At 36.7% G+C, this 25,701-nt stretch carries 18 protein-coding genes, 1 riboswitch and 1 other annotated feature; of the genes, 4 read left to right on the forward strand and 14 right to left on the reverse strand.

What is annotated here, in order from left to right:
• Nucleotides 1-52 precede the first annotated feature (52 nt).
• Complete coding sequence (locus A5821_RS05980) at nt 53-1,222, reverse strand: serine/threonine-protein kinase (protein ID WP_086313665.1); 1,170 nt, start codon at nt 1,220-1,222, stop codon at nt 53-55.
• A gap of 123 nt (nt 1,223-1,345) precedes the next feature.
• Here A5821_RS05980 and A5821_RS05985 point away from each other — a divergent pair, with 123 nt between their 5' ends.
• Nucleotides 1,346-1,774, forward strand: a complete 429-nt coding sequence (locus A5821_RS05985) for a helix-turn-helix domain-containing protein (RefSeq protein WP_086313666.1) — start codon at nt 1,346-1,348, stop codon at nt 1,772-1,774.
• Nucleotides 1,775-1,835: 61 nt separating this feature from the next.
• On the opposite strand, the gene nhaC is transcribed toward A5821_RS05985, so the two are convergent.
• The 3 genes from nhaC to tyrP form a co-directional block, all read right to left on the reverse strand.
• The gene (gene nhaC, locus A5821_RS05990) at nt 1,836-3,209 is read right to left on the reverse strand and encodes a Na+/H+ antiporter NhaC (protein WP_086313667.1); all 1,374 of its coding nucleotides are present in this window, start codon (nt 3,207-3,209) and stop codon (nt 1,836-1,838) included.
• A gap of 141 nt (nt 3,210-3,350) precedes the next feature.
• Nucleotides 3,351-5,204 carry a tyrosine decarboxylase gene (gene tdc / locus A5821_RS05995; protein ID WP_086313668.1) on the reverse strand — a complete coding sequence of 618 codons (1,854 nt, stop codon included), beginning with the start codon at nt 5,202-5,204 and terminating at the stop codon, nt 3,351-3,353.
• A gap of 64 nt (nt 5,205-5,268) precedes the next feature.
• Nucleotides 5,269-6,675, reverse strand: coding sequence for a tyrosine-tyramine antiporter (tyrP, locus tag A5821_RS06000; protein WP_086313669.1), 1,407 nt, complete (start codon nt 6,673-6,675; stop codon nt 5,269-5,271).
• A 382-nt stretch (nt 6,676-7,057) separates the two neighbouring features.
• Nucleotides 7,058-7,261: a binding site (T-box leader), on the forward strand.
• 52 nt (nt 7,262-7,313) lie between these two features.
• On the opposite strand from tyrP, the gene tyrS reads away from it, so the two are divergent.
• The 3 genes from tyrS to A5821_RS06015 all read left to right on the forward strand — a co-directional run bounded on the left by tyrS (nt 7,314) and on the right by A5821_RS06015 (nt 11,013).
• Nucleotides 7,314-8,582: a tyrosine--tRNA ligase gene (gene tyrS, locus A5821_RS06005; protein ID WP_086313670.1), complete on the forward strand. Its 1,269-nt coding sequence runs from the start codon at nt 7,314-7,316 to the stop codon at nt 8,580-8,582.
• Between the two features lie 367 nt (nt 8,583-8,949).
• Nucleotides 8,950-9,264 (forward strand): YerC/YecD family TrpR-related protein, encoded by a 315-nt coding sequence (locus A5821_RS06010; protein ID WP_086313671.1) that lies wholly within the window; start codon nt 8,950-8,952, stop codon nt 9,262-9,264.
• Between the two features lie 204 nt (nt 9,265-9,468).
• A complete protein-coding gene (locus A5821_RS06015) occupies nt 9,469-11,013 on the forward strand; it encodes a glycosyltransferase family 39 protein (protein ID WP_339099035.1) in 1,545 nt (514 codons plus the stop codon).
• 110 nt (nt 11,014-11,123) lie between these two features.
• On the opposite strand, the gene lpdA is transcribed toward A5821_RS06015, so the two are convergent.
• The 10 genes from lpdA to A5821_RS06065 all read right to left on the reverse strand — a co-directional run bounded on the left by lpdA (nt 11,124) and on the right by A5821_RS06065 (nt 25,591).
• Nucleotides 11,124-12,530, reverse strand: a complete 1,407-nt coding sequence (lpdA, locus tag A5821_RS06020) for a dihydrolipoyl dehydrogenase (RefSeq protein WP_086313672.1) — start codon at nt 12,528-12,530, stop codon at nt 11,124-11,126.
• Between the two features lie 7 nt (nt 12,531-12,537).
• The gene (locus A5821_RS06025; protein WP_086313673.1) at nt 12,538-14,181 is read right to left on the reverse strand and encodes a dihydrolipoyllysine-residue acetyltransferase; all 1,644 of its coding nucleotides are present in this window, start codon (nt 14,179-14,181) and stop codon (nt 12,538-12,540) included.
• Nucleotides 14,182-14,318: 137 nt separating this feature from the next.
• Complete coding sequence (locus tag A5821_RS06030) at nt 14,319-15,296, reverse strand: alpha-ketoacid dehydrogenase subunit beta (RefSeq protein WP_086313674.1); 978 nt, start codon at nt 15,294-15,296, stop codon at nt 14,319-14,321.
• A 2-nt stretch (nt 15,297-15,298) separates the two neighbouring features.
• Nucleotides 15,299-16,414 (reverse strand): pyruvate dehydrogenase (acetyl-transferring) E1 component subunit alpha, encoded by a 1,116-nt coding sequence (gene pdhA, locus A5821_RS06035; protein WP_010764467.1) that lies wholly within the window; start codon nt 16,412-16,414, stop codon nt 15,299-15,301.
• 569 nt (nt 16,415-16,983) lie between these two features.
• Nucleotides 16,984-19,596 (reverse strand): magnesium-translocating P-type ATPase, encoded by a 2,613-nt coding sequence (gene mgtA, locus A5821_RS06040; RefSeq protein WP_086313676.1) that lies wholly within the window; start codon nt 19,594-19,596, stop codon nt 16,984-16,986.
• Between the two features lie 846 nt (nt 19,597-20,442).
• Nucleotides 20,443-20,611, reverse strand: a riboswitch (M-box (ykoK) riboswitch).
• An 81-nt stretch (nt 20,612-20,692) separates the two neighbouring features.
• Nucleotides 20,693-21,055, reverse strand: coding sequence for a DUF6483 family protein (locus tag A5821_RS06045; RefSeq protein WP_086313677.1), 363 nt, complete (start codon nt 21,053-21,055; stop codon nt 20,693-20,695).
• A 158-nt stretch (nt 21,056-21,213) separates the two neighbouring features.
• Nucleotides 21,214-21,606, reverse strand: a complete 393-nt coding sequence (locus tag A5821_RS06050; RefSeq protein ID WP_086313678.1) for a DUF1398 family protein — start codon at nt 21,604-21,606, stop codon at nt 21,214-21,216.
• A gap of 113 nt (nt 21,607-21,719) precedes the next feature.
• On the reverse strand, nt 21,720-22,652 hold the full coding sequence (gene trxB / locus A5821_RS06055; protein ID WP_086314320.1) for a thioredoxin-disulfide reductase: 933 nt from the start codon (nt 22,650-22,652) through the stop codon (nt 21,720-21,722).
• A gap of 432 nt (nt 22,653-23,084) precedes the next feature.
• Complete coding sequence (locus A5821_RS06060; RefSeq protein ID WP_086313679.1) at nt 23,085-23,813, reverse strand: trypsin-like serine peptidase; 729 nt, start codon at nt 23,811-23,813, stop codon at nt 23,085-23,087.
• Between the two features lie 149 nt (nt 23,814-23,962).
• A complete protein-coding gene (locus tag A5821_RS06065) occupies nt 23,963-25,591 on the reverse strand; it encodes a fibronectin type III domain-containing protein (RefSeq protein ID WP_086313680.1) in 1,629 nt (542 codons plus the stop codon).
• Nucleotides 25,592-25,701: the final 110 nt, after the last annotated feature.

Below are 25,701 nucleotides of genomic sequence, written 5' to 3' on the forward strand. Positions count from 1 at the left end.
TCAAAGAAGAATCTTATGCATTTTGCATAGTGATAAGTAGATAGTCGGTCAACTACCTTTTCGCTCCACCATTTGTCACTAGAAGATATAACACAAAAAAAATCAGCCAGCCAACAGCTAATAAACCATAACCAAGTCCTCGCAAAATCAGTTTTTTTGAATGAAGCAAAGGTATTTTTTCATGAAAGTTCATAAAGTTAGTAAGTAACAACACAGGCAAAACAAATATAGTAAAGCCTTCGATTGTCCGTAATAATTTTTCAGTCATTGAAGTTGCCTCATAGACCATTCCTGGTAGTCCCATTAACATAAGAACATAATAAATAATCGCCAATGTCATCTTCCACGGCTGATCTGTACGAAATCCCGGTACATATTTTCTTAAGAATGACCTAATAGGCGTTTTGACGTTATTTGGTTCGTCCATATCAGTCTTCTCATTCTTGTTTTCTCGGTTATCCAAAACAAGCCTGTCTTCATTATGATGCGTTTCATTTACCCATTGCTTCCATTTTTCTCTAACCACTGTTTTCATTTCTACTGCTGACTGATAACGATCTTTAGGATCAAACCGTGTCGCCTTCAAAATAATTTCGCGTAGAAAAGGATCCGAACTTAGCTTATTTTTAGGATATTCTTTGACCGAACAAATATTGATTACTACCCCTACCGAATAAAGATCACTTCTTGCATCTGATTCAGCAAAACCAAATTGTTCAGGTGAAGCAAATCCAACTGTTCCTAGCTGAATCGTATCCGTGTCTTTCGCGCCATCAAATACCCGCACCGCATCAAAATCGATCAATTTTAGCATACCGTCATTGGTCAACATAATATTCCCAGGTTTCACATCACGATGAACTAATCCTTTATCATGAAGAGCTATTAAGGCATCTAATAACGAAAGTGTCATCTTTAAAATTGTTTCTGTTTCTATCACTTCTGAAGAGCTAATGACTTCCGTCAATGTTTTACCGTGAATAAATTCTTCGTATAGATAGAGTTGATCCCCTTCAATCAGAACTTCCTGAACTTTAGGTAAATTAGTTTGCTTGATTTGTTGTAGTGTGGTCAAGTTATCCGCTAAATAAAGCGGATAGCATTTTTTTACAAAAAACTCCTTTGTATCATTTTTCCTTACAAGGAGCGGTCCGTTGGCTTTATCTGTTAGCGGTTCAATTTCTTTATACGAAAATGGACCTGAATTATTTATGTTTCCCATTTTTACACTCCAATTTTTGTTTACTTTTTTAATTATAACAAATAAATCAATAAAATACGTCCGCTCTTAATGAAAAACCATGTATAATAGCAATAGGATATTTTAAATATAGGAGATCTTGGCATGCAAGAAAAAGATACAGATACATTACTTCACTCATTAAAAAAAGCTGAAAATTTTCAAACAGCTCTGTCTGAAACTCAGGATTATACAATTGACAAAACCTTGAAAGATTACTTAAATCGGTGGCTGATCGATAAGCAGTTGACAAAAAGTACGGTATTAAAAAAAGCTGGAATTACTGAAGCGACAGGCTATCAGTATTTCGACGGGAAAAGAAATCCTTCTAGAGAAAAAATGGTTGCTTTAGCAATCGGCTTAAATTTGGACTTAGAGGAAACCAATGATTTGATGAAAAAAACCAGCTATGCTCAACTCTACCCTAAACACCCTTGGGATGCTGTAGTGATTTATGGTATCACTCATGGCTTGACGATTTCAGAGATCGACGATTACTTATATGATCAAGGACTGAAAACTTTTGGTGAGTAGCCAACAATTAAACAAAAAAATACAACCTATCCTCGTAAAAGGATAATGTTGTATTTTTTATTTAGCCTTTTATTGATTTCTTTTTGCTACTCAACGTAACTAAAAATGACAAGATCGGTAAAACATAACAAAATACCGCATAAGGCAGATAATTGATTGTTGCAATACCTAACGTTCCTGAGATAAACACACCGCTCACACCCCACGGAATCAATGGATTCACCACTGAACCTGCATCATTCAAGCCTCTAGATAACTGGGTCAACGGAACGTTCTTTTCTTTGAATTTATTGATAAAGGATTTTCCAGGTAAAATGATCGAAAGATACTGTTCACCGATTAATACATTGATTCCGATAGAGCTCATCATTGTAAGAAAAATCAATTTGTGTCGAGAATTGATTACTGATTCAAAACGTTGAAGCAAACAGTCGATAATTTCCATTTTCACTAATAATCCGCCTAAAGCTAGGGCCAAAATAATCAACGATACTGACCACATCATACTTTGAATCCCACCTCTAGAAAGCAGTTCATCTACTTGTGCGTTACCAGTGTGAGAAACAAAACCATTTTGGATCATATCGGCTGTTTCTACGAATGAAAAGTGTGCATTCGTAAAAAACATCAACATGAGTGAGGCACAGATACTCAACAGTAATGTAGGAATAGCTGGAATTTTTTTCCAAGCACAGACAAACAAAAGTGCCAACGGAATCAGTTCAATCAAAGAAATCGTAAAATTGTTATTTAAAGTATTGACGATATCATGAATACTTGTGCTATCTAAGGCACCATCATAGCGCAATCCCATAACTAAAAAGTAGCCAAACGAAAGTACCGCTGCTGGAACTGCTGTTTTATATGTATTTTTCAAATGTTCAAATAAATCAACTTCTGAAATCGCTGCGGCTAAATTCACTGTATCTGAAAGCGGTGAAATCGTGTTGCCCAAAAAAGCCCCCGAAACGATTGCACCTGTTGTCAGTGCAGGGTCGATCCCAATTAAACTACCCATTCCTAAAAAAGCGATCCCAATCGTTGAAATCGTTGTAAAAGAGCTGCCAACAGCGCCGCCTACTATTCCGCAAACTATAAAAACAGTCGGAATAAAAAATTTCACTGATAAGAATGAAAAACCTAAAACCATGATCGTTGGAATCGTTCCTGCTGCAATCCAAACACTGATCAACGCACCAATCAAAATAAAAATCAACATTGGAATAATACCAGAAGAAACACCATCAATCAGAGCGTCATGGATGAAATCCCAAGAAAATTTCTTATACACCGCAAACAAAAGTAAATAACCAATCGCAATCAAGATCGCAACATGAGCCGGAATACCAAAACCAATAATACTAATACCGATCATCAACAGCAATGTTACTAATAAGAAAACAGCTTCATTAAAATTCACTTGATATTTTTTCATACATTGTTCCTCACATTTTTCGTAGAAAGTCGATGAATATTCTTATTCATTTTCTTTCATTTATTTTTTATAGAAAAGCTGCAGCTGTGACAAAGCAAATTTTTCGCTTTGTCACACCCACAGTGGTCAATTTACAATCGTTTATTCAGCGTAGATTGCTTCTAATTTTTCTTGGATCGCTGTTTTGATTTTTTCTGCATATTCGTCAAAAACTTCTTTATCATTCATGTATGGTGACATACCAGCAGCACGTAAGATCGTTACTTTGTCCGCACGTTCCCATTCAGCACGAGAGAATCCTAAGCTGTTTACAAATTCAAATGGGCTGTGGCCGTATTCTTCGATAGCAAAATCTGTATGAGATGTAATGAATTCGTTGTTATATAATCCACCTTTTGCGTATGAAGCATAGTCATAGAAATCGTGGTTTAATTTGTTCATTTTCACAAGATCAGTATTGCCTTTTTCATTGAATACATAGTCCACCATATTAAAATCTGGTTTTGTTAAAGCATGGATTTCGATTGTTTTATCGCCGACTTTGAATTCTAATCCGTCGATAAAGTGATAGAAATGATATGCTCCTTCAATACTTGCGCCCATCAATTTACCGTAACCTGTTACGTTAAGCGGCAAGACTTTATGTGCTGTCCAAACAGCTGCAGCCGTTGCACCAGCTTTAGAGCCTTCAAGAATATATGCGCCAAGTAAAGCTGGAATATCTGCGCCTTTTTCAAATACATAAGTTGCAAAATAAGAAATCACGTCACGCATACGGATGTCTTTGATGACAACACCACCAGCTGAATAAGGGATATAGCCCATTTTATGTGGATCGATCGTGACAGATTCAGCTTGTTCGATTGCTTTGAAAGAGTCATAAACTTCTCTTGTCAACCAATCATTTTTCTCTTGGAAGATGTTATGTTTGGCATAAACTTCTTCGATTTTATCCCATTCGATAAATTGATCGTTTTCGTCTAAGAAGATTGAACGTCCATAGCCACCGTATGCTGCATCAACGTGTACATAGAAGTAGATGCCTTCTTTGGCTAATTTATCACGTAAAGCAATGATTTGATCGATACGATCGACTTGTCCTTCTTCTGTTGAACCAACCACACCAACAACTCCAAGAGTCGGAATTCCTTGTGCAGCTAAATCACGGATTTGTACCTCTAATTTGTCAATATCCATACGGTATTCACTGTTTACTTCACCAGCGATAACTTGATCTAAACCAATCCCAATGATGTCAGCAGCTTTCAGCCATGAATAATGTTTTGTTTGAGGAACGATCCATTTACCTAATTTGTCTAAGTTCTTACCACTGCGGGCTGATTGAGCTTTGATTTCGTCAAATTGGTCTTGTACTTGATCTAAAATATCTAAGACTTCTGTTGTTGACATATTCAATAATTCCCAATCTGATTTCCCAGCAACCATTTCTGGTACTACAGCTTGGATAGCAAATGGTAAAGATTTCATATTGCGGGCATACCATAGACCTTCTAAGTTTGCGATCGAACCATCAGCCGCAATATGACCCCAGCCATCTTCATAACCCATCAATGTAGCAAATTCTAACCCAACTTCTTCTTCCATTTGTGACGTTGCAGGTGATGACTCATACGCCACGTTATTACCGTTCCAAAGCATTGCAGTTGTATAGGCGATAATTGATGGCATTAATGTTTCAGCGTTCATATGCCCCCAGAAACGACCTGCTGAGTGCCATGGAAGTGATTCGGTACGTAAACGAGAAGATAATACATTGAAAACACTTCTCATGTTGTCTGCTGTTTCTTGGAAACTTTTAGAACTTCTATCTTGTGGTGAAATCACTGGTAAATCTTGCGGCATGTAATTTTGTCTCCAGCCCACATGTTCATCGATCATTTTATTTAATAGCTCTTTGAATAAATCAACGTTTTCACCTTTGTCGCCTATAAATAATGCTTTTAAATTTGTATCATCAGTATTGAAATTTTTCATGATATTTTCCTCCAATAGTTTCATAATTGATCATGCTAAAAAGTTTAGTTTTAATCGTTCTTTCTTATTTATCTGTTTTCTTCCATTCTGGTTTCTTTCTCTTATAAATGAACAATGCAATACCGATCATAATAACAGTTGCCGCCACTTGGAAAATAATATAAGCTACATGTCCACTTTGAGGAACTGAAGTTGGCGGAATCAAGCTGACTAGAATCGTAACAACCACACTCACGATCGCTAGAACTGAAACAAACCACATCAAACCATTGCCTTTACTTCCTAATCGAAATGGACGTTTCACAGTTGGCATACTGTAACGTAATTTGATCGCTGAAAGTGAAATCAGTAGATATACGACACAATAAAGGATCGTTGTTGTGATCGTGATGATCAAAAATGCCGCACTGATATCTGGTACAACAACATATAAGAACGATACAAGTGAAATGACAATCGCTTGGATCATAACAAACACAATTGGAATTCCTTTTGCATTACGTTTTTGGAAGAATGGTGGTAAGTTTCCTTCTTCTGCTACTTTGATCATTGATTTACTTGGACCTAAAACCCACGCACTCAATTGAACTAATACACCCACTAAAATCATCAAAGAAATAATATTATTGAAAATCGCTGGAATCCCAAGATCTTGTGTCATGATCACAAATGGTTGCGTGATATTGGCAAGTTCCATTTTTCCGGCTGGTACACTATCTGCTACACTTAAACCAGCTGCTAAGTTAAACACAACTAATAGTAAAACAGAAGCAATCACAGCAATTGGATAATTCCGTTTTGGATTATCGATATTGTTTGCATGAACAGATGAAATTTCTACTCCAGCAAAAATGAAGATAATTCCTGTCAAAGTTGGTAAACTACCTAAATCGCTAAAGTCAGGTAATAATTTACTTGCTTCAAAATGACCTAAGTAACTCTCTTGGTTGATGCCGTGTTTTGCCATGTACATCATTCCTAAAACAACTAGAGCAACAAAAGGAATATAAACACCGATCACAGCACCCCAGTCACCTGCAATTTTGACCATATCAAATTTCAAGTTCAATAGTGTAATGCCCCAATAAGAAATCAAGATCATGATAAAAATGAATAAATTATTATGTCCAAGGTCTGGACGGTCGATTACGTAACCAAGTAGTACACCTACAGTTGAAGCAACCATTACCATTCCGAAAAACATTTGTACCCATAATAACCATGACGTAACAAAACCCCATTTTTCACCAAACGCATTACGAACCCAGACTTGCGGTCCGCCCTCTTCTGGCCAGCCAGTTGAAAGTTCTGCTGAAATCAAAGCAATTGGTAAGGCAAAGCAGCAAGCTGCGATCAACATATAAAAAATTTGCGCCCATCCCGTTGATGCTAATGTTGGAACACTACGAACCGTTCCAAAAAAGGCCATGGTAATTCCGATTAATCCAAATAATGACAATTTCTTATTCATGTTTCTATTTGACCTCCTGATTAAATTTATTTTTTGTTTCCCACATGTGAAATCACTCCCAAAGTATAGGTAGCTTTTAGCCCCAAGTCAAAAAGAGTAGAATTAAAAAAAAAGCCCGTTATTTAAGATTTATGTACTCTATACAGCGCGTCAGCACTGCGCTACGCTAAAGCATTTATGTGAAAAAATCGCATAAAACAGCTTTTTGTAAAAAGGTCGTTCGCAATTGTCAGAAATCCTATTTGACCCTTCCGTCTTTCGAAAAACCTAGATTAAAGTGAAGTCCGATTATATGAGAAAGAGCTCATTTAAAAATAATAAAAGAAAAAAAGAAGTATTTGACAAGTTGGTTTATTTGTCGTAAAATTGCTACAAAATAACATATCAAACTTTAATAAAGCGAAGTAGCAAGAATGTCCCTATTTCAGAGAGTCAACATTTAGTGAGAGTTGGCATATACATTTTTTGTGAATTACACTTTTAGTTTCCTACCGTAAGTAGGCGTCTATCTACGATACAGATTTGAGAGGTATATGAGTTTTTCGTATACAATTTGGGTGGTAACACGGCGAAGTTCGTCCCATAGGCATTGAGCCTATGGGGCGTTTTTTATTTTATTTAGGAGAGGAAGAAGAGACATGACAAACATTATTGATGAATTAGAGTGGCGTGGCGCCATCAACCAACAAACAGATAGCGAAGGTTTGCGTGAATACGTTGAAACCAATAGCATTTCACTATATTGCGGTGTGGACCCTACAGGAGACAGTATGCATATCGGGCATTTGATTCCCTTTATGATGTTAAAAAGATTCCAAGCATTTGGACACCATCCATTTATTTTAATTGGTGGGGCTACTGGTACAATTGGTGATCCGAGTGGACGTACAACAGAACGTCAATTACAAACAATGGAAACTGTTCAGCACAATGTTGATTCTTTAACAAGACAAATGGAAAAATTATTTGCAGTGGACACAGATAACACACTAACTTTAGTGAACAACTACGATTGGACACACAACCTTACTTTGTTGGATTTCTTAAGAGATTACGGTAAGTTCTTCAACATCAATACAATGCTTGCCAAAGATATCGTAGCAAGCCGTTTAGAAACAGGGATTTCATTTACAGAGTTCACGTACCAAATTCTACAATCAATGGACTTTTTACACTTATTCCAACACAACGACGTTCGCATGCAAATCGGTGGCGCTGATCAGTGGGGCAATATCACAGCAGGTCTTGACTTGATCCGTAAAAAAGAAGGTGCTGATGCAAAAGCCTTTGGTTTAACGATTCCATTGATGCTAAAAGCGGATGGTACAAAATTTGGGAAAACAGCTGGCGGTGCCGTTTGGTTAGATCCTGAAAAAACAACACCTTACGAGTTCTACCAATTCTGGGTTAACCAAGATGACCGTGACGTAATCAAATACTTGAAATTCTTTACCTTCTTAACAAAAGAAGAAATCGATGCATTAGAAGTTAAAGTAGAAACTGAACCACATTTACGTGAAGCACAACGCGTACTAGCTGCAGAAATGACAAAATTCGTGCATAGTGAAGAAGATTTAAATGATGCTTTAGCAATCTCAGAAGCATTATTCTCAGGTAACGTAAAAAATCTAACTTCAAAACAAATTGAAGAAGGCTTTAAAAACATGCCGACTGTCGAAACAGAATCACTTGATCAAAACCTTGTTGATTGGTTGATCGAACTTGGCATTGAACCATCTAAACGCCAAGCGAGAGAAGACATCTCAAACGGTGCGATTTCGATCAATGGTGATCGTATTAAAGAGTTGGACTTTATTGTTACAGCAGAGCACAGTTTTGACGGAAAATTCATTATTGTTCGCAAAGGGAAAAAACAATACACTTTAGTGAAATTACTTTCTAAGTAAAAAATAGTTAGTCTATTTCTAAAGGGTGAAGTAAAACTGAAAATCAGTTTTACTTCACCCTTTTACATTTATTTATTCAATTTACTGGACAAAATACAAAAAAGTTTTATAATAAAAAATGCTTGCTACGAAACACATTGAATACTATGAACTAATGTTGAAAATTACAACGAAAGAATTTAAGTTGATGATGAACAGTACAAGACTTTCATAAGAAAGTCTTAATCATTTGTATTAGATAGCTGCACAAATCGATCCTTAGGAAAATAGATAAATTGGCAGTGAGACAACTTGCGTCTCAAAGTAAATTTCCTAATTTTCTACAGAATCAAACGATTTGTTCCGCTTTTAAATTTAGGAGGAACTTATGAAAATCGACAAGATACAAGACGGCCACGGCGATGAGTTTTTCCGCTCTCTATTAGCTTTAGAAACATTGGAGGATTGTTACAATTATTTTGATGACTTAATGACATTAAAAGAATTGGATTCTATGATACAGAGATTTGAAGTTGCAAAGTTACTATTGTTGAATAAAACCTATAGTGATATTGCGGAAGCTACTGGCAGCAGCACTACAACGATTTCTAGAGTGAAACGAATTATTGATGAAGGTAATGGCGGATTACTTGAAATGGTCCATAGGATCGATGAACAAGATGGCGAAGAATTGCATCATTAGAATAATAGTATTATTTTACAAAATAATTAGAAGTTCTAAAAGTTAAGCTCATTCCTTAACTTTTAGAACTTCTTTTATATATAAAGTTTCCTAATAGCTCTGATTGTCTTATAATAGAATAAATAGTGATAAATCATAAAAAATAGTTAATCTTAATATATCATTAGATAAACAGAAATAATTCAACATATCAGGAGATTATACATGAAAAAAACAATAGTTTCACTCTTAAACTACCTATTCATCTGCTCAATTCTTTACACATTGTACGGTGCACTTAGAAGTAGCCTGTTAGATATCTCAAATATAAATGATAAAATCTGGGTATTCTTGTTATGCCTACTTTTTATTAGTGCTATTATCTTTTGTTCAGAAAGTAGCCGTTTATATTTAAATAAAAAAAGCAAGCAATGGTTCGAATTTTTCAAAAAAAATATAGAACTAATTACAAAGATGCTCTTTATTTTAACGATTTTTTTACAAGTAATCATCTTATATTATATTCATGTACCACTTGATTGGGATGTAGACGGGATCCACGCAAGTGTAACGGAGCTGATTAAAAATTCCCCAGATTCAATTGCCAGCATCTATTTATCAGGTAATCCCAATAATAGCTTGTTTTTCTTTTTAATGTATTTTATAAGTCAAATAGGGAATTTTTTTCATCAATCTTTAGGTTATTCTTGGATGTTTTGGCAACTGGTAAACACCATTTTTATGGATATCGGCTTTATTTTTATTTTTCTAGCAGCTAAAAATCTATTCAATAAAAAAGTAGCCTACCTTTCATTTTATCTAGCATTTATACCATTAGCTTTGTCACCTTGGATGTTAGTTATTTATACAGATATTATTATGTTGCCAGTCATTAGTATTATTTTTTGGCTCTATTCTCTAGCTATCAAAAATCACAAGAAACATCTAATTGTTTTTTTAGGTATTTTGACTGCCGTCTCTTATCTACTAAAACCTTCTTCTATTGTTTTTTTAATCGCATACATCCTAGTTTCGCTGATTACATTAATAACAGAACATAGAAAAATTAAATTAAAAAAAGTAATATTGATTACACTGCTTTTTTTCCTGCCTTTTGCTGGAACACTCAAACTGTTTCATACATTTGAGAATCATCAAAAACTTGTGATCATTGATAAAAGTAAAGCTAAACCTTGGCAGCACTTTGTAATGATGGGGGTGAGAGGATCTGGTGGCTATAGTGTTGAAGATACTGATACTATAAATTCACTCCCTTCAAAACAAGATAAAATCAACTACGCAAATAAAGAAATTGTTGCACGCTTAAAAAATCATGGGTTTATCGGATATACAAAATTTTTAATGAAAAAGCATCTCAACAATACAGATCGTGGTGACTTTGGTTGGGGCAGAGACGGAAATCCCCAAGTATACGTCAAATCGAATGATCCTATACAAATTTTCCTAAGAGATACTTATTATCAGCAAGGAGAAAAGGTTAAAACAGTACGCATTTTTATGCACTTAATGTGGATTGTCACTCTACTAGGTCTACTATTCGCCACAAAAAAAGAAGAAAAAAATGAAGATACTGATTATTTACTAGCTATTTTCAAATTAACTATCTTAGGCGCTTTTTTGTATCTTCTTCTATTTGAAGGTGGTCGATCCAGATATTTGATTCAATATCTTCCTACTATATATATATTGTCTGCTTATGGTTTTTACAGTAAACTTCCAACAATTGAACAAAATATAAAAAAATTATAGTAAAAAAACACCTGCCAAGTAGTTGAATCACAACTCGGCGGGTGTTTTTCACTCTAACAAAAGACCGAGCTTGGCTAGCTCGGTCTTTCTTTGTGTGACAAATATGCTATTTAAATATGAATTGGCAAACCTAAAGCCAACTCAGAAGCATCCATAGTAATTTCCCCTAAAGATGGGTGTGGATGGATCGTTAATGCAATATCTTCGGCATTCATGCCAGATTCAACTGCTAATGATAATTCAGAAATCATATCACTTGCGCCAACTCCGCCGATTTGTGCTCCGATAATGACATTGTCTTCGTTTGTTGTTACCAAACGTACGAATCCTTCAGTTTTACCTAAAGAGATAGCACGGCCGTTACCAGCGAATGGGAATTTGTAAGCTGTTGCTTCTAATCCCGCTTCTTTGGCTTCAGCAATTGTCATACCAACGCTTGCTAATTCTGGGTCAGTGAAGGCTACAGCAGGCATTGCTTTGTAGTCTACTTCTACTTTTTTACCAGAGATTGCTTCTGCCGCAATTTTTGCTTCGTAGCTTGCTTTATGAGCAAGAGCAGCACCTGGTACGATATCACCAATAGCGAAGATGTTTGATACGTTTGTTCTACCTTGTTTGTCCACTTTTACTAAACCACGTTCGCCAACTTCAACACCGGCTTGTTCTAAACCAAGATCATCAGTGTTTGGACGACGTCCAACTGTTACCATTACATAGTCAGCAGTGACTGATTCTTCTTTGCCGTCTACTTCATATTTTACAGTTACGCTGTCGCCGTTGTCGATTGCTTCTTTAGCCATCGCTTTGGTTACAACTGTTACATTTTTCTTCTTGAAGTCATCTGTAACTAGTTTAACCATGTCTTTTTCATACGTTGGTAAGATTGAAGGACTGCCTTCTAAAATCGTTACTTCAGAACCAAGGTTAGCATAAGCGCCACCTAATTCTGCACCGATAACACCGCCACCGATGATAACAAATTTCTTAGGTACTTCTTTCAAGTTCAAACCGCCAGTAGAATCTAAGACACGTCCGCCAAATTTAAATCCTGGGATTTCGATTGGACGAGAACCTGTTGCTACGATTGCATTATTGAATGAGTAAGTTTGAGCTGAATCTGGGTGGATCACACGTAATGTGTTTTCATCAACGAAGAACGCTTCTCCTTCAATAACTTCGATTTTATGTTTTTTCATAAGGAAGCTAACGCCAGTTGTTAATGAATTAACAACTTGGTTATCTTTCCAATCTTGAGTTTTTGTAAAATCTAGTTCTACACCTTTAGTTGTTACACCAAACATTGTTGAATCTAGTGATTCTTGATAGTGATGTCCTGCTGCGATCAATGCTTTAGAAGGAATACATCCAACGTTTAAACATACACCGCCGATAAACTCACGTTCAATGATCGCAACTTTTTGACCCATTTCAGCAGCACGAATTGCTGCAACGTATCCTCCAGGGCCTGAACCAATTACGACTGTATCTAATTCAATGGCGAAATCTCCTACTACCATGTGATAATCATCCTTCCATTAATAATAATTCTGGATCAGCTAATAAACGCTTGATGTTGTTCATTGCTTTTTGAGCAGTTGCTCCGTCAACAATACGGTGGTCAAAACTCATTGAAAGTTTCATTACACGACCAACAACGATCTCTCCATCTGCATTTACAACTGGTTGAGTAGCAATCGTACCAACACCTAAAATCGCAACTTCAGGGTAGTTGATAACTGGTGTGAACCAGCCGCCGCCAACTGAACCAATATTACTGATTGTGATAGAACCATCACGCATATCCGCACCAGTTAATTTGCCTTCAATTGCAAGAGCTGCTTTTTCGTTGATTTCATCAGCGATAGCAAACATGCTCTTAGTGTTCGCATTTTTAACGTTTGGTACATATAAACCATGATCAGTATCTGTTGCGATACCAATGTTATAGTAGTTTTTATAAACGATTTCTTGTGCTGCATCATCAATTGATGCATTCAAGATTGGGAATTTTTGAACTGTTGCTGTCAATGCTTTCACAACGTATGGTAAGAATGTTAATTTTGTACCATTTGCTGCTGCAACATCTTTAAATTTCTTACGGTGATCCCATAATTTAGATACTTCAACTTCGTCATGCAATGTAACGTGTGGCGCAGTATGTTTACTGTTAACCATCGCTTTAGCAATTGCTTTACGAGTTGGCGTCATTTTCTCACGAGTTTCAGCTTCACCTAAGTCAGAAACAAACGGTTTAGCTGGAGCTTTTGGTGCTGCTGATTCAGTTGTTGCTGTTGCTTGTGGTGTTGCTGCAGTTTGTTCAGCTTGCGCTGGTGCTGCTGCTTGTCCGCCACCTGAAATAAATGCTTCGATGTCTGCTTTTGTGACACGTCCACCTTTTCCAGTTGGTGCAACTTGTGTGATGTCTACATCTTTTTCACGAGCAAATTGACGTACCGATGGCATAGCCAAGACACGTTTGTTTGGATCAGCCGCTGCTACTACGCCAGTTGACGCTGCAGGTGCTGGTGCTGCTTGTTCTGTTTGAGCAGGAGCACTTGCTGCTGGTACTGAACTTGGTGCAGAGTTATGTCCTGGTGCATCGATTTCGATCAATACATCTCCAACGTTTGCTACTGTACCTTCTGGAACAACGATGTTTTTAACTGTTCCTGTAACTGGTGAAGGGATTTCTTCAACAGATTTGTCGTTTTGAACTTCTAATAGTGTATCATCTTCGTTGATTGTATCGCCTGATTTAACGAACCATTTTACGATTTCGCCTTCTGCAATACCTTCACCAATATCTGGTAATTTAAATTGGAATACTCCACCGCCATTATCAGCTGCTGGTGCTTCTGGAGTAGCTGCTGGTTGAGCAGGCGTTTGTTCTTGAGCAGGAGCAGCTGGTGCTGCATCATTTTCAGGATGTCCTGGTGCATCGATTTCGATCAATACATCTCCAACATTTGCTACTGTGCCTTCTGGTACTACGATTGATTTAACTGTTCCTGTAACTGGAGATGGAATCTCTTCTACAGATTTATCGTTTTGAACTTCTAATAATGTATCATCTTCATTGATGGTATCTCCTGCTTTAACGAACCATTTTACGATTTCGCCTTCTGCAATACCTTCACCAATATCTGGTAATTTAAATTGATAAGCCATTTTTTAAGCCTTCCCTTCCTTTATCGTATCTGTCTAACTCGCAAATTACTGAAAACAACAGCTCTAAATTTCCACATGAAAAAATATCACGTGAAAATTCAGGCATGCCGTTTAAAGCAAATTTATTCAGTTTTTAATTAAAATTCTGCGATTTCTCTAGCTTTCGCTTCGATATCTTTAGCATTTGGCAACCAAATGTTTTCTGCTTGTCCAAATGGGAAGATTGTATCTGGAGCAGATACTCGGCCAATTGGCGCTTCTAATGATAATACTGCACGTTCAGAAATTTCAGAAACAACCATAGCACCAACGCCAGCTTGTTTTTGTGCTTCTTGAACAACAACTACGCGACCAGTTTTTTCAACTGATTTAATGATTGTTTCAACATCTAAAGGAGCGACAGTACGTAAGTCAATGATTTCAGCAGAGATATTGTCTTTCGCCAAGTTGTCAGCAGCTTTGATTGCTTCACGAACCATTGCACCGTAAGTGATGATAGAAACATCCGTACCCTCACGAGTAACAGCCGCTTTATCTAAAGGCACTTCGTATGCTTCATCCGGCACTTCCTCACGGAATGAGCGGTATAGTTTCATGTGTTCTAAATAAACAACTGGGTCATTACTTCTAATAGAAGAAATTAATAATCCTTTTGCATCATATGGATTTGATGGGATAACAACACGGATACCAGGAGATTGAGCAATCAATCCTTCTAAGTTATCTGAGTGAAGTTCTGGTGTGTGTACACCACCACCAAATGGCGCACGAACAGTAATAGGCATGTTGCGTGTTCCACCCATACGGTAACGAGTACGAGCCATTTGACCAACGATTTCGTCAAAGACTTCGAATACGAATCCAAAGAATTGGATTTCAGGAACTGGACGGTAACCTTCTAAAGCTAAACCGAAAGCTAAACCACCGATTCCAGATTCTGCTAAAGGAGTATCGAAGACACGGTCTTCGCCAAATTTTTCTTGTAAGCCTTCAGTTGCACGGAAAACTCCGCCGTTTTTACCAACGTCTTCACCGAAGATCAGTACGTTTTCGTCTTTCTCTAATTCAAGAGCTAAGGCATCTGTGATTGCTTGGATCATTGTTTTTTGTGCCATGATTATTTCGACTCCTTCGCTTCGTAGAATGCAATTTGTTCTTTAATGTTTTGTGGTTGAACTTCAAACATATTTTTCAAGAAATCAGATACTTTTTGTTTTGGAACTTTATCTGCTTCTGCAATTGCTACTTTGATTTCTTCTTTTGTTTTTTCGATTACTTCATTTTCTTTTTCTTCAGACCATAAACCTTTGTCTTCTAGATATTTACGGAAACGAACTAATGGATCTTTTTGTACCCATTCGTCATCCATGTCTTTTGAACGGTAACGAGTTGGATCGTCACCTGATAATGTATGTGGACCATAACGGTAAGTTAATGTTTCGATCAATACAGGGCCATTGCCATTTGCAGACCATTCGCGTGCTTCTTTTGCAATTGCATACACTGCTAATGGATCCATTCCGTCAACGACGATCCCTGGAATCCCTGCTGCTACTGCTTTTTGTGCTAATGTTTTAGCTGCTGTTTGTTTTTCACGAGGTGTTGAAATCGCAAAACCATTGTTTTGGATGATGAACACGCCGTTTGCATGATATGCTCCTGCAAAGTTGATAGCTTCATAGAAATCACCTTGTGAAGAACCGCCATCACCTGTATAAGTGAAGACAACGTTTTTCTTGCCGCGTTTTTTCATTCCTAAAGCAACACCAGCTGCTTGGATGTATTGCGCACCAATGATGATTTGTGGTGGTAGAGCATTTAATTCTGGTGCATAGTGGTTACCTGCTACATGTCCACGAGACCAAAGAAAAGCTTCTGTTAATGGTAGGCCGTGTTGAACTAATTGAGGTACATCACGGTAACCTGGTAATAAGTAATCTTCTTTTTCCATAGCAAATTGACTTGCTAATTGGCTTGCTTCTTGTCCAGCAGTTGGTGCGAAGAAGCCTAGACGACCTTGACGGTTCAAAGCAGTTGAACGTTGGTCTAATACACGTGACCAAACCATACGAGTCATTAATTCTACTAATTCGTCATCTGATAAATCCGGTACAGCGTCTTTGTTTACGATTTTCCCATCTTTATCTAAAATTTGAAATGTTGGGAAATCAGCGTCGACTTTTTCCATAAGTGCTTTAAAGTCAATAGGTTTTTGTTTCTTTGCCTTTGCCATTTTGTCACACAATCCTCTCTGTTACGTTTCTTTTTTTCGTAAAAAGTAAAACAGTGTCAAAAACTGTATTACTTTTTATCGACTACACTTACAAATTATCACTAAACAGATAAAAGAGCAAGTAAAAAGTGAGCATTTCTTTAAATTTGATTAAAATACCTGAAACCTTTCGTACCAAAGGTTAGTGATTAAAATCACAAACAAGAAACCGTTTTACAAATAGCCTTCCTAATCATATCTTTTGACAACAGACTGTTATAGTTACTCGGTTCATTGTTATGCTACAGCAAAATCACAAGTTAGAAATTGTTTGCTAAAAAATGAACAGACTTTTCCAAAACATAAAAAATGGAACAAAGACAAAAATTGGGGTATTTTGTCTTTGTTCCATAAAAAACGAATATTAATAATTAAAAAATAATTTTTCTTCATTCTTTACGAATAACAACTTCAATCACAAAGAAATTTTTCGGTATTTACACATGAACAATTTTTTAAAATAAAACGAAACAAAATCTTGATTTCACCAAAATTACTCTTTAAAAAAATGAAATTCGTTTTTTTCTAAATTAAATCCACTCTTTGGTGATATGGATATAAAGTCGTTTCGCAACTTCTACTGTAATCAAATATAGTACAATGATCAAAATAAACCAGCCCCAATAATTAGCAGGAAGTTTCACAAAGTCGAAAACCTCCCTAATTGGTGTCAAGACAATCAATAATCCTAACCCTACTGCGCCTATACTAGAAAGAATCACTGCAGGTGATGCAATACTTTGGATAAATGGAAGCTTTCTAGTTCGAACCATCTGAACCACTAATGTTTGACTAACTAATCCAACAACGAACCAACCTGTTTGGAATAAGTGCTGACTACCGACCGTGTTTGCGCTGAATACAAACCACATTACTGCATACGTCATAATATCAAAAATACTACTTACAGGTCCAATGCATAGCGTGAATTTCATCAAGCCATTCGTTTCCCAGCGGACAGGTTTTAATAAATCTTCTTCATCCACATTATCCCAAGGAATTGCTAACTGAGCGATATCATAAATTAAATTTTGAATCAATAATTGAATAGACAGCATTGGTAAAAAGGGTAAGAAGGCACTTGCAATCAAAATTGAAAAGACATTCCCAAAGTTTGAACTGATTGTGATTTTAATATATTTCATCATATTACTAAAAACTTTTCGACCTTCGATCACACCATCTTCCAAAACGTTCAGACTTTTCTCTAATAGAATGATTGAACTGGCATCTTTGGTAATATCAGCGGCGGTATCAACCGAAATACCAACATCTGCTTTCCGAAGAGCCGGTGCGTCATTGATACCATCTCCCATAAATCCTACAGTATGTCCGTTCCCTTGAAGCGTTTCGATGATTCGTGATTTTTGCATAGGGTTTAATTTTGCAAACAAATTTGTCTTCTCTACTTCTTCTTTCAGTTGTTCATCAGAAAAATTATCGATCTCAGAGCCAAGCACTACGTGAGATACTTCAATTCCAACATCACTACACACTTTTTTAGCAACAATATCATTGTCACCTGTCAACACTTTTACGTTGACGCCATGCTCATGTAATGACTTGATCGCAGTGATCGCTGATTTTTTAGCTGGATCTAAAAAGCCCATAAAACCAATCAATGTCATTCCTTGCTCATCTTCTATACTATAGATTGCTTCGCTGTGAACATCTTTTTTTACCGCAACAGCTAATGCACGCATACCTTGTTCATTCATCCGAATGTTCACTTCGCGCATTCTTTTTTGTAATTCTGGTGTCAACGGAACGATTTCGCCATTGATTTCTGCATGTGTACAAACAGCTTCCATTTCTTCAACAGCCCCTTTAGTGATCATAAATTGATGACCATCTGCATTGACTACCACAGTTAGACGGCGACGAGAAAAATCAAAAGGAATTTCATCTAACTTTGTGACAGAGTGATAAGGACTTTGATTTTTGTTTTCTTCATAAAAATTAATCACAGCAATATCCATTAAGTTTTTCCAACCTGTTTGATAATGAGAGTTCAAAAAAGCCATATCTAAAACTTGATCATTGACTTCACCTAATGGATCTAAATGTTGCACTAACACCACTCTGTCTTCTGTAATGGTTCCTGTCTTATCTGTACAAAGAATATCCATGCTCCCTAAATTTTGAATAGATGGTAATTCTTTCACGATCACTTTATGTTTAGATAAGCTTAAGGCACCTTTTGCTAAGTTGCTTGTTACGATCATCGGCAGCATTTCAGGAGTTAAGCCAACTGCTACAGCAATTGCGAAGAAAAATGCTTCTCCCCACTCACCTTTGGTAAGTCCATTGATCAAAAATACGATTGGAAATAAGATCATGACCATCCGCAGTAAAAATTTACTGACCTTTGACAAGCCAATATCAAAAGAAGTTTTTCCACGTTGTGTGGTTGCATTTTTAGCGATATCTCCAAAGAAGGTATTTTGACCTGTCTTTAAAATAATTGCTTTTCCTTGTCCACTTAATACGTCCGTTCCCATGAAAATCAAGTCCTGCATATCTAACGCTGCTACAGATTCTGAATTTTTATCAATTCCTGCTTCAACAAATTTTTCTACTGGCATTGATTCTCCTGTTAGAGACGATTGATTGATAAACAAATCCTTTGTCCAAATCAACACAGCATCAGCGGGAATCATGTCTCCTGTTGCAAGAGTTACAATGTCTCCTGGCACAACTTCATCCATCGGGATTTCTTTGGTTTGTCCAGCACGGGTCACAGCTGTTGTGTTTTCGATAAGTTCTTTTAAATTCAAACTAGCTTTTTGAGAACGGTATTCTTGAATAAATGCAATAATAACACTAGCTAAAATCATGATTCCCATGACAAGTGCTGCTTCAAAATCTTTTGTTACAGCTGAAACGACCATCAGCAAAGCTAATACATAAACAAAGGGATCTTTGAAAGCTTCTAAAAACATAATAATTGCAGGTGTTGGTTTTTGTGCGGACACTTCATTTGGTCCATATTCTTCTAAACGATTTTTGGCATCTTCTTCAGATAATCCTTTTTCTGATGTACGGAGCTCCATCATCAATTCACGTTCAGAAAGCATTGCTAATTTTCTTAATTCTTGATCTTTTGTTGTTTTCTTCATATCTGCTATTTTTTTGTTCATCATTTTCTTTTCCTCCTAGTTCTAGCTCACTTCATCTTATCTAGAATAGGAAAAGAAACATTCTCTCAATTCCATCGTTTCTAAGATGAAGGCTACATTTAATTTTCTCGAATGACTGGGGTCTTCCATGTAATTCTTCCTCTCTTTGCTTTATTTTAAAACGATGGATTTTTTAGTAATTGTTAGGGGGCAACTTTCCAAAAAAATATTACTCTGTTTGAACTTCTGATACGGTTCAGCCTCGGCTCTGGTGAAGACAGTCGCATTATTACATGTCTCGAAACTTCGCCTTTCTAGCTTATGCTTTCCTTCTTGCTGCTTCTTTTTTTTGCGGAACTTCGCTCCCTTTGGTCGCCAAGTACTGTTCATCATCAGCTCTGGCGGAGCCAGTCGCATTACTATCAGTCTCGGAACTTGGGGTTTCTGACCTAGGCTTTCCTTCTTGCTGCTTGTTCTTTTTTGCGGAACTTCGCTCCCTTTGGTCGCCAAGTACTGTTCATCATCAGCTCTGGCGGAGCCAGTCGCATTATTACAAGTCTCGGAGCTTCGCCTTTCTAGCTTATGCTTTCCTTCTTACTACTTGTTCTTTTTTGCGGAACTTCGCTCCCTTTGGTCGCCAAGTACTGTTCATCATCAGCTCTGGCGGAGCCAGTCGCATTACTATCAGTCTCGGAACTTGGGGTTTCTGACCTAGGCTTTCCTTCTTGCTGCTTGTTCTTTTTTGCGGAACTTCGCTCCCTTTGGTCGCCAAGTACTGTTCATCATCAGCTCTGGCGGAGCCAGTCGCTGTGATTCACAGCAAAAACGCACACTCAACAATAGAGTGTGCGTGAAATAGCAACGTAAATAAAAGTTTCTCTATCGTTGAGCTTTAGCACTATAGGGCGTAGATAATTTCTTATCAGCTACGTTATGAATGACCTTCACGATCATTCCTGTTCAACCAACTAAGAGTCTCTCGATTCTTTCGCGGCAGCAGCATGTGTCCAAATAGGAGCCTCACCTAACAATTATTCAGTTATGAATCCTTACTCATCATAGTCCATATTTTTACAATTGTCAAAAGAAAAAAAATAAACAAAAAAACAGGTATTTTTAGTTACATTATTTCTCCCAAATCAGCTCTTCCTTGACGGATTTCCGCTCTTGAAAAGTTTGCCTCTTTTAATTCTTCATCCGATAAATTGTTCACCCTATCATAAAACCAATGACCTAAGTCACAAAACTGTTCGTCTGTCATTTTTTTCGATTCTAAAAATAAAATATTTTCAGCTTGGTTTATTTTTAATATCAAAATCAGTTCTGAAAGATAACTTTGGATTGGGACCGAATAGTTTTCTCCAGTTCCTTCATCGGTCACCTGAATCATTGGCATGATTTGAACTTCTGACGCTTTTTTAAAAGGGTTGAACACAGCAGCTTTCACTTGTCTCATAAACCAATCTTTTTCATATTCCATCATTATTATTTCACTCCTTTTTTAATAATAATTAAAAATACTAAGTTTATTTTTACTCATCATTTTCTACTCTCATCTTTAATTTTACCATTAAAAATAGGAATTAACAGGAAATACTTCAATAATAGATATACACTCACGACAACTGTCTAGATAATTTTTTAAACTTGCGGAATTGGTTCACTTAAAAGAATGTCCCCGCTTTGACCAAAATAATCCACCTTCATAGCCAATAAATCTGTGCGCCAAAAGGCTACTCCTGCAAATCCAGCAAGCTCTGTAAATTTTTCAAATGTAATCTCACCAGCTTGTGCTTTTAAAACTGCTTGTTTTATTTCTGCCAAAGACTCTGTCTCAGCAACAGTTTTAGGTTTACCATTCAGTTGGATTTCAATATATGACGTTTCATCATAGTAGCGATATACGCCCACTTCTACCAAATAATCATATTTTTCAATGCCGATCTTTTTAAAGTCGCGAATCAACTCAGAAAATCCACCTGCATTTTTTTCATTATTGACGATTTCTTCAATTGCGTTTAAATCAAGACTCATCACACATCCACTCCTATTAAATAATATAAAAAAGATCTAAGTCAAAACGTATCAAGCTTCGACCTAGATCTTGATCAATCAAAAGTATAGCGGTACTTAAAGAAAATGATTGATTATTTAACTTCTTCTACTTCTGCCATATCTTCAATATATTTATAGACTTGTTGTCCTGCAATTCCGCCTTCGCCAACAGCTGTTGTGATTTGACGTAATGTTTTTTCACGAACATCACCAATAGCAAAGACACCTGGTACACTTGTTTTCATATCAAGATCTGTTTCGATCCAACCTTCTGCATTTGTTAATCCAGCTTTTTTGAACGGTTCTGTTAAAGGATCAAGACCGACATAGATAAAGACACCGTCTGCTTCGATTTCTTTGACTTCATCAGTTAATGTATTTCTTAATTGACCACCTGTTACGACCATATCATTTCCAATGATTTCTTCCAAAACAGTATTCCATTCAAAAGAAATTTTTTCATTAGCAAACGCACGATCTTGAATGATTTTTTGTGCACGTAATTCGTCACGACGATGTACGATCACAACTTCTGAAGCAAATTGTGTTAGGTAAATGGCTTCTTCAACGGCTGAATCGCCACCGCCAATCACTAAAAGTTTTTTGTTACGGAAAAAGGCGCCATCACAAACTGCGCAGTAAGAAACACCACGACCAGCAAATTCTTCTTCACCTTTCACACCTAATTTACGGTGTTCGCAACCTGTTGCAATAATTACCGTTTTTGCTTGATACGTTTTGTCATCACAAATGACTTCTTTATAAGAACCCTGATCTTTGATGTCCATCACAATGCCATATGCATTTTCGGTCCCAAATTTTTCAACATTTTCATACATTTTATAAGCCAACTCAGGTCCCATGATCGAGTCAAAACCTGGATAATTTTCTACTTCAGCAGTGTTATTCATTTGCCCACCTGGAGCTCCGCGTTCAATCATCAACACTGAAAGATTAGAACGTGACGCATATAGCGCAGCAGTCATTCCCGCAGGTCCTGCTCCTATTATAATTACATCATACATCATTTTTTCACCCTCCGAATTTTTCAAGTACATTTACTTTACAACTTAAAAGAGTGATTGTCTATATTTCTGCCCAAATTTTCCTTTGAAGAATTGATTTTCGATTTTGTTTTGATTTGTACATTAAACTATCACTTTTACATCAGGAAAAAGAAAAGCCAGGACATAACTCTACGAGTCACATCCCAGCCTCAAAGAATCTGAATAAACGGTTAGTTTAGGACCTTTGGATCTGTCTAACCTTTTTCTAACACAAAATAAATAATCATATGAATTGGTGCTTTCAAAATAACAATGTTAAATACCATGTGAAGTGGTGGAGCCAAGTAATGTTTATCTTCTATCTTAATAATGATGCACTAGTATTGAAACATTTTACTTCCCCGATATCTTTAAAATAGTTCAATCAATTTTATATTAGAAAAAATAATGTTACTTCAAATGTTTTGAAATGAAATCATAATTGCGTTCTGATAATTTAGCAGCACTAGTTTGAACGCCTTTTGAAAATTTTTCAAACGTACGAATACCAATTAAATTACCACGTTGGTCAAAAATTGGAGCGCCGTAATTTCCATCTTCACTTGCTTGGTTAACCCAAAAGTTAGAAGCAATGTTGTAACTGATTGTTGCTTGGCTTTCCCACATTTCGCCTTTTTTGTCAGCGTCATAGCCTGGCATTGTTACAGAACCACAAACTAAAATAGTTGGATTTTTTGTAACTGGAACAACAGAAACGACCTCTCCAATATTTTGTCCTTGTTCGTTTGATTTTAGTGTCAAAATGGCGATATTTTTCCATGAGTCTTCAAAGTCGACTGACTCAACTTGGAATGAGCCAAAAGGAGCGTTTTCTCCATTTTTAGCAGGTGTTACAGAGGCATTTTCTAGGTTTTCACTATTTTTTAAGTTTTCAACTACATTATATGAAGTGATTACTTTATTTTTAGCGATAACAGTACCTGTCCCTGTTACGCCATTAGCATCAATAAATGAGATACTTTGGAAGCGTCCTTTTGTTGTATCATTGACTTTTGATTTATTTTCGGTTAATTTTTCTCTCACAGGATGAGCTGCTTGCGCATGTGGTGCTACTGCAACCACTGCAGTCGATAATACTGCACTACAAAGTAATGCTGTTACTAAATTTGAAATTTTCATTGATTTACCATCCTTCATTTTTTACTTTATTAATCCCTCAAAGACTTTTCAGTCATTTTTTGGCTCCACCACTTCACATGGTATTCAACAAGTCACTTCAAAAGCGCCATTATGATTTATAGTTGAATCGTTTAATTACTTGAATTCAGTTAAATTTTTTCCCATACCGTTGCTTTTCCGGGCTCTTCTCCTCGAGTCCACCATTTAGCTTTGTATTTTGCTCCATTGTACGAAACCACGTTACCTCCAGAATAAGCTAATTTTGATTGCCATTCCTCAATAACTCCTGTGCTTAGTTTTTCCCATACATCAGAACTTCCTGGTTTATTTCCTTGCGTCCACCATTTTGCCTTGTATTCAATTCCGTTGTAGAAAACTTTGTCACCAGCTACATACGTTTTTGATTGAACCCATGTTGTTTGATTTTCTGTTGGTTTTTCTGGTTCTTTTTCAGTCTGTAAAATATAATTAGCCGATAAAACCGAACGATTCCCCGCTTTATCTACTGCTGCAATTGATACAGTGTAGGCTGTATTCGCTGATAAATTATTCATTTGGAAATTGGTTACTTGGCTTTCACCTATTTTTGAACCATTGCGGTACACTTCGTATTTAGTGACACCAACATTGTCCGTCGCAGGATTCCACAAAACTTGAGCTGAATTACTTGTTACATTGTTTGCTCTTACACCTGTTACTTGACTTGGTGCTTGCGTATCCACTACGATTTCTTTTTCTGTCTGAACAGTTAGTCCTGTTGACATAACAGAGCGATTTCCTGCTTTATCTACAGCTATAATTGAAAAAGTATAAGTCGTATCTGGTATCAAAGCATTGACTGCAAACGTAGTGGTTTTACTTTCACCTACTTTTGAGCCATTGCGATATACTTCATACTTATCAACTCCAACATTATCTGTTGAAGGATTCCAATTAAGTTGAGCCGAATTGGTTGTAACTTTAAATGATCTTAAACCTGTTACTTGGCTAGGTGCTTGTGTATCAACTTCTTTTTGTTCTAAATGCTTAGCAATAAATTCATAATTAGAGCCCGTAATTTTTGATCCACCGTTTTTGAATGCCACATTTCCCATACGATATTCAGATGTATGAACAGCAATCAATTGATTATTTTCATTGTAAACAGGAGAGCCAGAAGTTCCTCCAACAGAGTCCATATCGTAGTATAATCGCTCAGCTGTTTGCGAAATAATGGAACCTCTACCTTCCCATAATTCTCCGTATTTATCTTGGCTGTATCCTGGCAACTTTCCTTTCGTACCGACTGGTATATTTGGTACGTTAGTTACAGGAATGATTGGTACGACCTCTCCAATGTTTTTACCATTACTATTTGGTTTTAGCGTAACAACCGCAACATCGTGATCACGATTGTTTTGAACGGTCCAGCCAGTATGCATATCAATAGATTCTATTTTAAAAGAACCATACGGATAGTAATAACCATTGCGGGCTGGGCTTACATTTGCTCGGCTAATATCCGAACTTGTTTTCAAACTCGTCACCACGTGAGCTGCCGTCAGTACTTTATTCTTTCCAATGACAGTACCTGAACCAAAACCTCCATCTGCTTTTGAAATATAAACAATACTAGAATAAGGTGCTTTGGTTGTATCCATCACCTTTGTACGAGTATCTTCTCCAAGGATCGCTCTTTTTTCCGGTACTTTTGTTTCTGCATAACTATGCTCAGTCAATGTAATCATTGATAAGGTCATACCACAAAGTAAGAATGTCATCATTTTTTTCAATTTCACTGTTTCTTCCTCCTAAAATTTTTCTTTCTTGGTCTATCATTTTATACGAACTGTTAAACATCTAAAGTTCAGAAATCGAAAAAAATTAGAAAAAAATGAGCAGATGACAT

Origin of the sequence: Enterococcus sp. 7F3_DIV0205, from assembly GCF_002141365.2 — a bacterium.
Classification (GTDB): domain Bacteria; phylum Bacillota; class Bacilli; order Lactobacillales; family Enterococcaceae; genus Enterococcus_L; species Enterococcus_L palustris.